This window comes from Stenotrophomonas sp. 115C5 (genome assembly GCF_056861055.1).
Window position 1 is genome coordinate 78458 of the sequence record NZ_JBSPUQ010000012.1, and the last position, 13552, is coordinate 92009.

13 protein-coding genes are annotated in these 13552 nt (G+C 59.3%); all 13 read right to left on the reverse strand.

The window, feature by feature from the left end; genetic code table 11:
• Window positions 1-60: 60 nt before the first annotated feature.
• Window positions 61-864, reverse strand: coding sequence for a hypothetical protein (locus AC13FN_RS14595; RefSeq protein WP_263934745.1), 804 nt, complete (start codon window positions 862-864; stop codon window positions 61-63).
• 18 nt (window positions 865-882) lie between these two features.
• Entirely contained in the window at window positions 883-1584 is a 702-nt protein-coding gene (locus AC13FN_RS14600; RefSeq protein WP_482985106.1) for a hypothetical protein, read from the reverse strand.
• A gap of 1078 nt (window positions 1585-2662) precedes the next feature.
• Complete coding sequence (locus AC13FN_RS14605) at window positions 2663-5728, reverse strand: type IV secretion protein IcmB (protein ID WP_263934888.1); 3066 nt, start codon at window positions 5726-5728, stop codon at window positions 2663-2665.
• A complete protein-coding gene (locus AC13FN_RS14610; protein WP_263934887.1) occupies window positions 5725-5985 on the reverse strand; it encodes a hypothetical protein in 261 nt (86 codons plus the stop codon). The genes AC13FN_RS14605 and AC13FN_RS14610 overlap by 4 nt, the downstream gene beginning before the upstream one ends.
• The gene (locus tag AC13FN_RS14615) at window positions 5978-7159 is read right to left on the reverse strand and encodes a hypothetical protein (RefSeq protein WP_263934886.1); all 1182 of its coding nucleotides are present in this window, start codon (window positions 7157-7159) and stop codon (window positions 5978-5980) included. Before AC13FN_RS14615 ends, AC13FN_RS14610 begins: the two co-directional genes overlap by 8 nt.
• Before the next feature lie 71 nt (window positions 7160-7230).
• Window positions 7231-7914 (reverse strand): HNH endonuclease, encoded by a 684-nt coding sequence (locus AC13FN_RS14620; protein ID WP_263934885.1) that lies wholly within the window; start codon window positions 7912-7914, stop codon window positions 7231-7233.
• Window positions 7915-7932: 18 nt separating this feature from the next.
• On the reverse strand, window positions 7933-8340 hold the full coding sequence (locus tag AC13FN_RS14625; protein ID WP_263934884.1) for a hypothetical protein: 408 nt from the start codon (window positions 8338-8340) through the stop codon (window positions 7933-7935).
• 51 nt (window positions 8341-8391) lie between these two features.
• Window positions 8392-8928, reverse strand: coding sequence for a hypothetical protein (locus AC13FN_RS14630; protein ID WP_263934883.1), 537 nt, complete (start codon window positions 8926-8928; stop codon window positions 8392-8394).
• Window positions 8929-8937: 9 nt separating this feature from the next.
• On the reverse strand, window positions 8938-9915 hold the full coding sequence (locus AC13FN_RS14635; protein ID WP_263934882.1) for a hypothetical protein: 978 nt from the start codon (window positions 9913-9915) through the stop codon (window positions 8938-8940).
• Window positions 9916-9929: 14 nt separating this feature from the next.
• Window positions 9930-11108, reverse strand: a complete 1179-nt coding sequence (locus tag AC13FN_RS14640; protein ID WP_263934880.1) for a TrbI/VirB10 family protein — start codon at window positions 11106-11108, stop codon at window positions 9930-9932.
• A 9-nt stretch (window positions 11109-11117) separates the two neighbouring features.
• On the reverse strand, window positions 11118-12038 hold the full coding sequence (locus tag AC13FN_RS14645) for a DotH/IcmK family type IV secretion protein (protein ID WP_263934879.1): 921 nt from the start codon (window positions 12036-12038) through the stop codon (window positions 11118-11120).
• Between the two features lie 3 nt (window positions 12039-12041).
• Complete coding sequence (locus AC13FN_RS14650) at window positions 12042-12728, reverse strand: DotI/IcmL/TraM family protein (protein ID WP_263934878.1); 687 nt, start codon at window positions 12726-12728, stop codon at window positions 12042-12044.
• Window positions 12729-12893: 165 nt separating this feature from the next.
• A complete protein-coding gene (locus AC13FN_RS14655; RefSeq protein WP_263934877.1) occupies window positions 12894-13385 on the reverse strand; it encodes a hypothetical protein in 492 nt (163 codons plus the stop codon).
• Window positions 13386-13552: the final 167 nt, after the last annotated feature.

Consider the following 13552-nt stretch of genomic DNA (forward strand, 5'->3'; position numbering starts at 1 on the left):
GCCACCGGCCGATCTTGCCTCAGGCGCTGCCTGCCGGCGACTCTGCCGCCGCCGGCAGAGTCATGCCGCGCTGGAGCTACGATTGTGGTCCGCCAGCAGGATGACAGAAGCATCGACCTGGAGCCCTCCACGCCGTACTGGCGCGGGCGCTTTGTTGCTGCGCTCGTACGTTTGCAGGATGTGCCGGTGCACCGCGTCAGGCGTCACGCCGAACTCGCGCGCCAGCATCGCGACGTCGAGCCAGGCCATCTTCGGTTCGTTCAACTCGAAGATCTGGTCAAACTCGAAGGGCGCAAGATCATGCGACATGAGAAGCTCCCACTTTTCGCGGGTTGTCTTGATCGTGTGCGGCATCCGCTCGTCCGGGTCAGACTCATCCCGCCAAAGCGTTCCAACCAGATTGTCTGGCGTAATGCGTGCTTTCTTGTGCGGACTCTTGTCCAATTCGATCACTACACGTACGCCAGCGCCACTGATGAGATAGATGTGCCTACGCGCTTTCGCCCAGGCGCTTCGCGCCGGCGGCTCCACGCGTGTGATCGCGCATCCGTCCATCAACCGTGCAATCTGACGAACTGCGGTGTATGCCTTGCGGCTCGATCCGAACACGCTATCTTTGACGTGCCAGATGTGCACCCGGTTGCTATCGAGCTGGACGCCGTTGTCCACTTTAAGGCCTACGAGATCCATGAGCCTCAATACCGACTCGTGGCGCAGGTTCTCTTTCTTGCCAGCCATCCAGGCCATGATATTGGCACGCGGGATGTTCCCAACCAGATTGGCAATGGTCGTGACGTCGATGCCCAAGAGGGCGGCAAACAGTCCAACGATTTCGTTGGCCTTAAGGGGGCGATTGTTACTCAAAGCTGGCTCCTTTGGTGCTCACGCGGTCAGAACGGAGCGTGGCTCCGCAAGTTGTAAGAAGTGTTCAATCTTTCGTCCTACGATCCATTCATGCCCCGGTGTGTGCCACACGGACTGCAGCTCAGCGCCCTCTGCATCCGAGACCTGGAGGTCGGCCATGCAATGACGAAGCCTGCTACCAAGCTCGATCACCTCACTGCGATCGACACGGATGATCACGGAGGTGCTCTGTGAGGGGCGAAGCATAATGAAAGCAACGGCATCATCCGGCTCGCCGCCCTTCCAGGTGAGGCATGCACAAACTGACTTTGGCAGGTCCTGACAGTTGATCCGTATCAGCTCTACGAGCGTGGCAAGCTCAGGCCTGAGGGTCATTCCGGGCGGCAGATTTTCCTCGGCCTGCCTGATCATGTCCCAGCGATGCAGGCCGGGGGTGAGCAGGCCGTCGCGATGGACCCCGAGCTTCAGCAGCATCTGCTCAAGCTTGTCCACCTTGACGTTCTTCGATTTCCCGCGCCGCGCCAGGAAAACCGATAAGTTCGGCCCGGCCGCAGAAGCGGCTTTAGCGACGGACTTGATCGTGACTCCGCGGTGCCGCTGCGCATAGATGAGCATCTGGAGCCAGTCGGCCACGCGCTCAACGTTGAGCACCGGGAGCTTCGCCGTTTCGAGCGAAGTCTCGGCGCACTCCTGGCCGCGAGCGGATGCGCAAACTTTCATTTATGTAACACGCCTACTTTCGTTGCAGTATGCTACCGCGTATAGCACGCTATGCACAAGGTTTCCAATGCGCCTCACCGTGGAGCTGGTCCCTACATCCTGTTGGTACAGCAATGTCCGCTCCAACGTCTCCGCACCCACATGGGCGCGAATCAGCCGCGAAGTCTCAATGGACGCAGGCCGCCGCTGCAGCATCTGCGCCCGCGTGGGCGTTGTTCACGCGCTGGAGTGCCACGAGGTCTGGGGTTACAACGACCATGCTCGACAACAGCAGTTGAACGAGTTGGTAGCCCTTTGCCCGGAGTGCCATGCTGTGAAGCACATGGGGCGGTCCCTTTCTATGGGGCGCGGGCGCGAGGCGCTTGCATGGCTTGCCCTGGTCAATGAGATCACACCAGCTGCAGCGCTGGAGCACGTGAGAGTGGCTTTCGCTGTACATCGAGCAAGGTCGCTACACACGTGGACCTTGGATGTCACGCTCCTGTCCACCAGGTACGGTGTCAGGTTGACGCCAGACGGCCAGGAGCGGACGTAGGCTATCGCCCCTGAGCCGGCGCCGCGGGCGGGCTCATCATTTCCGCTCGGTCCACCGTCACCCCGGCCGCGGCCGTTGCGTGGACTCGTTTCGACAACATCTCGGATTCGCCTCGCAGTGCTTCTACCTTGGCCTCGTACGCGGCCAAGCGAGCATCATCCTCGGCCGTTCTCATCCGCGGGCCTGCGTCCCGCGCCAGAGCCTCCATAGCTGAGCGATGAGCGGCGAGAGCTTCGGCCTGTTGCCGGTTCACGACGTCCTGCTGAACCTTCATCCGCGCTATGAAGGCTTGGTCGGTCTCATTCAGCTTTCGCTCGTAGGCCGGAGGGACGTACAGGGTCCCTGGCACAGAGGCTGCCGGGGGTTCCGCAGGCGCGTAGGTCGCGCTCGCAGGAGCTGCCTCTCGGACTTGCCCGAAGTCTAGGTTCAGCAGCGACTGGCTCCACGCTGGCGCGATGACCAGCAAGGCCACCCCGAAAAGCCCCAATAATTGGGGTGCACGTAAGTCACGTGATGTGATGTCACATCGTTTGATGTTATTTGTCATGCTGCCCTCGCCTCCTGTGCTCGTTCCGTGTAATGCAGCGCCACCAAGTCCTCGATGATGCTGTTGAGCACACCATCGGCGTCCCCCTCTTTTCCAAGCCGAGACTTCCTGCGCTCGAATTCTTCCAGCACCGACCCCTTCGGGTAGTGGGTCGCCAGAAGACGGCGCGTGTGCTCCGGACCGATCTTCTGGTACAGCTCATCACGCACGATCGCGTCCTCATTCGTGGTTGAGAACGCCCAGAGCCTGATGCCACCCATTTTGTTACGCAGGGCCTGTGAGACCTGGCCGCTTTTGACGTCGAAGATGCCGACAAACGTAGAGCCTTGGGGTCCGGGCGGTCGGATGGTGTACTTGATGTTGTACTCCATGGTCTTGGTCAACCCGAAGATCGCCTTCATGTCCGTCACCGTCGCCTCGTTCGCCTTGGATAGCACGAACTTGCACGTTGTGAAGTTCAGCATTTCGGTCGTGAAGTCGCCAAGCTGCTGCGAGATCAAGGTGATGGCCACACCATACTTACCGCCCTCGCGCATGTCCGCCACGACCTGCTCCTGCACGTTGGAGACCTTCTTGGTCCGATGGAACTCGTCGTACTGGATGTGCTTCTTGTCCTGGCGAATCTCCTTGATCCGGCGTTCCTGGTAAGGCCGGTACAGCTCAGGGAAATGAGGTACGTCATCTTCATGCAGATAGAAATTCTTGGAGGAAGCCTGGCGTGCCAGCATGTAGCAAACGGCAGTCTGGTGATCTGCAGCAGCGCTCCCGCTCTTCGCAACTTCGGCAAGATCAATGGCGACCACGCGGGCCTCGCCGAGGTCGAACTTTGTTGGCCGCCCAAGCACAGGATAAGCGCTGACAGCCTCACTTAGCATGCGAGAGAATGCGTCAAGCACCCTCTCATCGCCGGCATCCATCTTCTTAGTGCCGTACATGTCCTGAAATTTCGGCCCTTGAGACACTGCCGCAATATCGCTCAGCAGCGGCACCGCAAATCGCTGAGCCAGGTACGCCTCGCGGATCGCGCCCACCTGGAACAAAGCATCCACTACCTCCCACCACGTTGTGTTGTCGTCAACATGGAGAGCGTGGTCGCGGATCGCCGAATCAACATCTTCTGCATCCCTGATGTTAGGGGAGTAGATCTTTGGCTGACCCGAATCACTACAATTCCGATATGCCGCCTCCACCGCCATACGGCACAGCGGCGACATCGCAGAGTCGGGCTTGCTTGCGCCATGCGGTGTAACAAGCGTGAGCAGGAAATTCAGCAAGAACGCGAACTCCGCCTCCAGTAGCACGCGCATCCCAAGCTGCGTATCACACGGGTTGATCGCAAATTCGCTGGTCATGCGCATCCGCACGATAGCCGCCTTATGCTTCTCGCTGGGCGGCAACGCATGTTCGAGCAGCGAGATCAAACCCGCGCTCGATCGACCCACGTCAATGATCGAAATGAGCGGAAGGCGGCTGATGCCCTCCGCCAGACAAAGCGATAGGTTGATGGCGTTACACAATACCGACTTGCCGGACCGCGGCTCGGCGTAAGCAACGGTTATGCAGCTCTCCTGAAGCCGAGAGTGATGAGCATATGGCCACATCTTACCGTCCGGACTCTTGAACAGCAGACCACCCGACTTCCAAGGTGAGGAGGGACGGTAGAGCGGCAGGAAATGGGTCACGTCGTCAAGCAAGGCAAGCGAGGGCGTGGCTACGCTGTTCAAGGAGACGCCGAGGGAGCTGGAGATGAAACCTTGAACAGGGTCACCGGAGATCTCCTTCACCTCGGCAGTTCCCCAGGATTCAACTGCCCGAGCAAGCTGGGCAGCTCGTCGCTCAAGGGTCTTGATGTCGGTGGCCCAAGTGCAAAGATCCATGCGAAGGCGCACTCTCGTGCGGCCGTCATTGACTTCGGCCTCTTTCACCGCCTCGATAGCACGCCTGATCTGCGCGTTGATCGAATTCGTCCAGCCGAAAATCATGGAACCAAGGTTCTTGAAGTCCCACAGTCCGCCGCCGCCGGACTCAATCAGCAACGAGAACCTCCACGGCAAATCGGTTTCAGCGGTCTTGGCAAAGAGCCGTTGGAAGTTCTGGATATCCTGGGGGGCGAGGTGGACGAACATCGGCGCGTAATAGCGTGCTCCGATCTTCACATGACGTAGGCTCACGACCTCGGCATCGCGAGGCGCGAGCTGCGGCGCCAACTCAGGCCACACAGCACCGCTTACATCCATCGGATCACGGCGCGAATCTCGCATGGGAATGCGGTCGCCGAAAAGACACGGCGACCAGTCCTCTGCGGTCCAGTCCGGGTCAATCGCGACCCGCATCTCACGCGAGGCAACGTGGGTGTCGAGCTTGTAACAGTCCAAGCGCTGCTCTCGCAGATCTGCGACGACGGCATCGACGTACGCTTCGTGTCTGGCGCGAAGACCGCGAACCGCACTGAACAGACTCGGAGCATCACTCATCGTCGGAAGCGGATTAGCCTTCATCAACTCCTGCCGAAGCTTCTGATCGTGCTTACGATCGCTGCCAGCCATAGCAGACGGGCGAGTGAACAGCGCGATGAAGCACGTTTCGTGGTTGCATGCCTCCACCGTCTGGCGGATGTCTTCCTCGAAGAGATCCGCAAACGAAAGACCAAGCCGCTCGGCAGTCGCTCGCGAACCAGACTGAGCCTCCCGCGCAACGCGCTCGGTCACCTCGGGGTCGACGGTAAACACCACCTGGAAGGCGTGCCCTCCTCCGCCCAGGTACGCCGCCAACGCGCCGTTAATGGCAGCGTCCACGGCCTCAAATTCCTCTTTTCCCACCATTCGCATCGACCCATCGTGCCGGACAATTGTCAGCAGGCTTCCGTCCCTCATCGTGAACGTGAAGTTGTCACCCAAGTCGACGTTCTCAACGTCAACATAGTCGGCTAGTGACATCTTTACACTGCGAGACATGTAGGCGAGCAGCGCCTCGACGTTGTCCACAATCTTTGTGGGTCCATACCACCCAATCATAGTGATCAGGGCGAGAACCGCTGCAATGAAACCCCACATAAGCGTCATGGCTTAACGTCCTTCTTCTGAGACAAATGATCACGAAGCCGCGTGGCATGCTCCATGAATAGTTCTTTCGCACAGTCCCGCAGCGCTGGTGCGACTTTGGCGGCAGCAAAATCCTTGACGCGCTCCATGTCCTGCAGCGCTCCTTGCATTTCGCTCACCCCGTGCGGGAGGATCACCAACCGGTCCATCGACATGATGACGTCAATGTTTCTCGAATCACGAAGAGCAATCTCAACCAGCAGGGCGTGATCATCCATAGCGGTGCAGTCCTTCCTGGATGCGAATGTCTGTGGATACCGTAGGCGGCGCGAGCAGTCCAACGGCGGATGCGATCTCGTACGAGTCACGATAGTTGTACTTGGGGACTACGACAGTGACCCGGCCAGCGCCATAGCGGCGGACGGTAATTCCTGCTCTATACAGCTGGATGGCGTAGGTGTACATCATGAAACGATCCATTGCATTCAGCCAAGCTGCGCGAGGCGACAGCGCACGGTCGTGAGGGCTTTTAACCTGCTCCAGGTTGTACGGGTTTTCCCGGGCCAAGCTGATCCAATGATTGCTCGCGATGATCTCGGCGGTAGGGGTCATGGCCTGCAGCCTGGTAAACGCTGGAAGTCGAAGATGCGGCTTCAGGCTCTCGTACTCACCGAACAGGAAGACCGAGTCAACTTCCACATTTGCGTATTTGGACAGCAGCAAGAGTTCCGGGTGAGTAGCCCATCGCCTGTTCGTACCGGAGCGTGCACCGTTCCCGTATGCAATAACGCTTGAGTACTCTGGATTCACATCGGAGACGCGTACGCTCGCCAGGACCGGCCTTTCCTGACACAAGATCCAATCAAGTCTGCGTGTAGGAACAGGTAGCTGCGATGACGCAAGAAAGTCAAACTGGTCAGCTGGTACGACAAGATCCAGCATTTCTTTGGCGTAGGACACCGCCGGCGCGACAAAGTTGACCGCGACGTGATCTTCTTCCAGGTAGCGTGATGTAATGCAATTAGCATAGTACTGGTGGGCGGAGCTCAACGCGGCGTCAACTTCCGGTGTCAGATGCTTATCTTTCGACGGCAGAAGAAGCGCCCTAATTTCGTCAGCAAGGTTGTCATACTTCGGAACCTCGTCACCGATATCCAGGCCATAGCTCTGTTCCGCGTAGCGGATGGTACGAGTGAATATACCGCTGAGCGCCTCGGTGATTAGCTGTTCCGGGAAATGGCGCGGGAGAAGCCCCCAGGCTAAGCAGATTTCGTCCTGACCGACTAGATCGCCCGATGGATTCCATGAGGTCAAGTAGGTTGTACGCTTGATGTACGGGGTCCTGTGCAGCTGGGTCTCGAACATCGCATTGAAAGTCAGGTTGGACCACCAGAGTGTCTCGTTATCCAGTGCACCGACTCCGTTGATTCGGCGAGCCTTCTCACCGTCCACTGACACCCAACCACCCTGATGGGGATCAAGCGAATCGAATCGAACAACGCCGCATCGCTTAAGGCCCACGGTTAGACCTTCCCCGCGATGTCATCCCAAGAGGACAGGTCCAGCGTGGCAAAACCGGCTGCGCGCCACTTCTCAGCGTGCTGCATCAACAGCACCAGCGGAGGCAGGTAGACGCACCCTGAAAGCCACTTTGAGCGCTCTGCGTAGCGATCTGCTGATGCATCCTGCAGAAGACGGACCACAACGTGCACCTGCGACAACTTTGGACGAACTTCTCGCCCATCGACCCGCTCTACCGCATCTGCGCGACGAATCAACACATCATATATCTGGCCAGCATAGTGCTCGCTGCGCTCCGCCGGGTCTACGCGTGTGCTGTGGGCTCCGATGGCGTACAGCAGGGATGAGAGATGCGCCTGACTTATCTCTGGGCAATAGATGATCCTTCCTGGGTCACTGGGCATCTCGCGAAGCGCCAGGTCAAGGTGGAAGGGAAGATGGCAGAGAGAGCAGATCGGGACAACATTGTCAGCTGAATCGTTTGAGTGATCGTGGTCAAGGTGGTGCACCTCAAACTCGGAACTGTCGCCAAACGGCAGATGGCAGAAATAGCACCGTCTGCCAAAGCGGCCTTGGCGAATTACACGGTCGCGAAGCTCGTCGGCACCCGCGCCAGCCCGGGTGTGCCCGGGCTGGGGGGAGCGGCGGACGTCACGCGTGACAGACAGTGAAATTTCGTTATCCACGTGCAGTGCCCGCCTGGTTTACTCGGAGATTTCGATGCGGCCGCGGTCGCCTTTGCCGTCACCCCAGACGGTGTCACCGGTGGTTTCCACCAGGCTACCCATGAACGCCAAAAGGCCCCCGCCGAGTACCATGATAGCTGCGGCACCTTTGCTGACCGGTCCATTGCCCTTCTGCTTTGCGTCGGTAATGAAACCGAGGATTCCGCCAGCGATGAGGCCGATGCCGATAAGCACGAAGATGACCTGCATCAACCAGGCGAGGCTACCGGCCGTCTTCGAGAGTCGCTCGGCGATCGCATCGAGGCCGGCCGCATGAGCTGCCGGCATTACCAGCACCATGGCTACACCCAAGAGGATGATGCTGGTGCTTCCGATCAGCTTCTTGCGCCGCTTCGTACCCATTTTGTCAGTCTTGTTGATCGTCACGTTACTACTCCTGTTAGTTCCTGAAGGATGCACATCTACTTCGTGTAACACTTACAACACCTCACCAAAGCCCAAAAATTCAGAGAAAAGATTCACTGATCCGACTATGTTGATAGCAGCAACCCCACCGATGATCCGCCACAGTGATCGTGCGAATGCGCCGTCAGCGGATTGCCCACCGGACCCAATCTTTGTCACCGCATACCAGCCGCTGGCAAAGAAGAAGTACCCGATAAATCGAATTACCATCACCAACACACCGAGCATCGCGCTGCTCTCAGCGGGCATCGCACTGCTCGCCGTGTAGCCGATGAGGTTCTGCGTGGTGGTATCAGCCCCGTAGACGGTCTGAAGAAACGCGGTCGCAGATGCGCCGAGGTTCCAGAGCATTGCCCCCGACAGAAGCATCAACACTGGCGTGATCGGCTTCACCATGCCGTCGCCGCGCTGCTTGGCGTGGGCGATGAACTTCAACACTGCCGCACCACACAGGTAGATGGCCATCAGAGACACCGCGGCGTTGAGGCCGAGGGTTAAAGCCGGCATCAACGCTTTGAGGTTCTGCACCATGGTCACGCTAGCGCTCATCTTCAGTCCTCAGCGAAGTACGCGACCGTCCGCGAGGTTCACCGTCCCCGAAGCTGCGTTCACCGACTTGACGACTCCTGCACCAGGAATGACGTCTCCGGCAGAAACTTGCTTGCTCTCACCGGAGCTCGTCATCACCCAAGCGCTGTCCCCGACCACTGCCCGCAGGCTTACGCCCGTGACGGGAGGAAGTTCGGGCTTGGTCGCTGGCTCAGGCTTTGCAGCCGCCCTCGCTGATCGACTGCCAGCGCTTGCTCGGCGCGGGGCCGGCTTAGCGGCTGCTCCCGTGGCCGCACCTGGGCCGACCGAAGGCGCCGACCGATCATCTTTGTGCGCCAGGAGTGCCGCCACCTGTGCTTTCAAGGTCGCAACGTCCCGACTCACCCGCGCAAGCTCGCTGCCATCCACGGCCAGCGGCGTGGTCACGTTTGCGATCGGCATGGGACCCGGTGCTGCAGCCGGCGCCGCAGCCGGCATTTGTGCCGCCACCGGCATCCCTGTCGTATCCGGCCTCAGCAGATCGGCTGCGTCCGGGTTGGGCGCAGCTACCGACGTCGCCGCCGGCTCCGTCACCTGCTTGGATACGGGCAGACCGGTCTCAAGCTCAGGGCTCCCGGCGTGGGTGACTTCCACCTGGGGCTGCTGCTGAGCCGGCACCGGGAGGATCTCACTTGGCATGGGCCGGACGCCCGGCTCAGGGACGTTCTCGCTTGCCGCTTCGGCTGCCACCTCCGTGCCAGTCATCTGGTCAATTTCACCACCGGCATCACTACTGCGGGGCATCTTGAGCCAGACCAGCACAACCGCGAGCAGCACCATGCCGCCAATAAAGTAGGTCTTTGTTGACAGTCCCTTCTTGGCAACCGCAGGGCCTGCGTCGGGCTTCCCTTTACCACCGCGCGTCGCTTCTTCTTGTTGCGCCGAAAAAACGCCTTCAGGCGCACCGGCACCGTTGAACACGTCGTCCTGGTTGAGATCTTTTGACATAGCTGCTCCGAGCCTCAACCTTCTGAGGACATGTCTTGTGTGAAGAGAATGCCGACGTCAATGCCCGCGTTGACCTTGATCGTGGGCTTTAGATCCGAGCTCTTGTCCATTTCCTGTGCCCATTTCCGACCGACGTTTCCCAGGCCAATCTGGTTCAGCTGCTTGGTTGTGTAGGCGTCTTGCTGGACTACCGCATAGCCGTCGTTCTGAATCACCTGCTGCCTCTGGCCGCCTGCAATAAGCGCGTCAGCAAATCCAGAGACAAATGAGCCGGCGAAGGTACTCAAGCCGCGGATGAAGTAGTGGTTGTTTACATCGCTCGCGAGCGCGGCACGATAGTCTTTGTTCGGATCAACAGCCCAGGCACTGATTGGGCGCGAGGTTGCCTCGCCTGGAACAGCCATGGCAGAGAACTGAATCCCTATGGCTTTGGCCTGCCCGCTTTGCTGCATCTGACCAATGAGCTTGGCTCCTTGGTAGGGCCCAGGCTGGCGGACTGTCGCCAATACTGGGCCCGGCATGTCGCTATTGATTGCCGTATCCAGGGTTGCGTAGAGCATGTCACCGACTCGCAGACTCGGGAGAGTTGCAGCAGACGGGATCGATGCAGAGTCGCGGCCCACCACAGCTCCGCCAACATCATTCTGTGCGGAGATCTTGGCTTTGTCGTCGGCAATCATGGTGGTGGTGTGGGACTGCACCGCCCAATAGTTGGTGATTTTCCCGAGCTGACTTTGCATCGACTTCATGCGCGCCTGAACATCAGCCTCGTGTGCCTGCAGCTGCTCTGCTGAATAGCTTGGGGCGGGAGCAACAGGAGGCTGTACGTCCGCGGCTGGCTGCGGCGCTGCAGAAGCCGGGGGAAGCGCGTCGGAATCAACAGTGGGCGCAGCGGATAAGCGAGGCACGGGAATGGAGCTTTCGCCGGCTTTTAGCGCAGTTTGCGCCTGGCTGGCGTTGCTCTGACCGAGCAGCGCGTCGTACTCCGGACTGGCCACCTGGGCCTTTGAGTAATCCGTTGCAACGACGGGTACATTCTGCACCTTGCTTGTTTCTACCTGGCCGCCTTTGCCCCGGAACAACAAGAACGCGACCCCGGCGATGAGCACGCATAGCACGAGCCCGCCAAGATAGACCATGCGAGTGCGGGGATTTTTGAGGTTGGCTGCCAGGTTCGCTGCTTTACTGTTCATGATGTGTACTCAGTACCCGGAGATCTTCACGTAGGATCGATCGCTCCCTGCCCGCACCACGACTACCGGTGTTGGCGGGATCTCATAGACAGTCGAACCGTCTGGAGCTCTCGCCATGCCGATGTAGGCGGGAGAAAGAAGCTCAGCGCCTGCAGGAGTGCGGACGTAGAAGAGCTGTCCTTTAGCCCAGACCGGCACCGAGGCACTGTCGGTTGAAAGCTGCTTTGCGTCAGCGGGCGTAAGCCCACCCAGCATCGTCAGTGCGCCTGGATCAAGTGTTGAGGGGAGCCCGCTCATTGAAACAACTCCCTTCGCAGTGATGCCCTTGACCCGCACGTCGACGCGGTAGTCCACCTCTCGCTGACCCGAGATCAGCGTTAGTGAGACAGGTGCAGACACCCCTTCCAGCGTGACAACGATGTTGCCCGTTGCGTAGATGCTCTTGGGCGAGAGCGACACGTAGTTGGTGGTGCCGTCCGCCTGAGGTGCGTACGTCATGGTGAAGCTGTCCGGCGCGCCCAGGTCTACGGCCCTGACGCTCAACGGATTTCCAAGCTGATCCAGGAAAACAACGGTCGTCACATGATTGACGAACAGGCGCGCAACAGGCGGCGTGGCTCCTGGTGAAAGGCTGGCTACAACGCCCGAAGAAACCGCCTTTGGGGTGAAGCGCGGTGGCTCGGCGGCTGCCCGCTCGGTTGCGTCGAGCATGCGTCCCAGCTTCTGGATCTGCGCTTCCGTCAGCGGACCTGCGTCCTGCTGCACGCGGCGAAATGCTTCTTGGTTGACATCGGGCAAAGGGGGCAGCGGCGGGATAGCCCCACCGGTCGCCGCAGGAGCCTGCTCCGGCTTGGGAACGACAGGGGCGCCTTGAGCGAAAGAGTCCAGTGAGAACAGCGCCAGCGCGATGGCGAGCAGCGACCTGGTCATGGGTTATTTCTCCTCCACGACGTACTGCGCGATCCCAACGGCGTACTCGTTCTCGTTGGTTCGCTCAAGTCGCGCGGTGACAAGCTGATTGCGCGACACTACGTTGCGCCCGGCTTGACCACCTTGGTATGTGATCTGAATCGGGATCTGCACGTCCCAGCTATACACACCCTTGCGCAGCCCCTTCTGCGAGATTACGGGCGCGCCCGTCGCGTGGGCACTAACGATCAGGCGCTGCTCACGCACGGTCTTGAGCGTCCCGGACTTGTTGAGCGCAGTAGCAAACTGGTTCCAGCCGTCTTCTGTGAAGCACTCTTGGGCTTGGGTGAGTTGCTTTTGATAGTCGACGAAGTTGTAGTTGTTTGCGGAACTTACGCAAACATTGAACCGTTCCAGCAGCTGGCCCTGGGTGACCAATGGCTGAGATATCGGCTGGATCTTCGTCATTCGCCCATGCGGATCAACCGTGAAATAGTCGCGTTTGCCATGAGCAAGAAGGTTGCCCATGTAGACCAGGCCGCTGGCGAGTGCTGCTACAACGAGCAACAATCCGACGATGATCCAAATGAGCCTGCCGAAGTAGGTTTTGTAGAAACCCAGCTGGGTCAGCTTGGTGGCTAGATGCTGGGCAGACATTTCCTCCAACAGCGCCTTATCAGCGTTCGTCGCTACATCGGAACGAACTGTCATTGTGATCCCCGGGATAACTTTGGTTGCAGTATACAAACGCAAGATACGCGGTCATACGCGCCCTGTCAAACGTTCAGTGACGTCATGAGACGGGTAGTTCGGCGGGTTTGGGTAGCTGCAGAATGAGCTCGCTCCTGCAGCTTCTGTGCAGAAGAGCGGCGCCGCTTAGGCGTCGAGGTCGGTCAGGTCGACCAGCTCAGGATCGCCAGGCTCCAAAGCGATCATCTCGACTGCGATCGCTTTCGCCTCGGACAGCGAGAGCTGCGACTTGAGCTCAAACCCAGCTGCGTGCAAGCCTGCTGCGAGATCCTCTGCACTGGGGGCAACTGCGAACCCACCCAACGCAATGTCGCTGAGGGCGTAGTGACCTTGCAACATGAAGACGTGCTCTTCAGCGTATGCAGCCGGTGGGGATGCGAAGAGATTCGCGTAATCGCTCGTATCCGTTCCCGGCACGGTGCACACGATCTCTTCCATCGCTTCAACTGCTGACTGTAACTCCTGGAGCGACGATACAGCTCCTACCTGGAATCCCCAGCTCGCAAAGCTGGCGATGACCTGATCATGGGAATCGGCGAGTGCATATCCGCGATTGATCCCACCTTCAACCCCGGCGCATCCTGAAAAGCAGAACACCTGCGGCTTGACTGCACTCATGGCGGAGGAAGTCACTTTGGACTCAGCGCGGGCGCGGCGTGGACGCCGGCGGGGTCGGAAGATCGTTGAGGTCCAAGGTTGGTGCTAAGGGATGCTTTGCTGCTGACGCGGGTGCGGCCAAAGCACCCACCATGGCACCGCTCGCATGCTTGGATACGGGGAAAAAC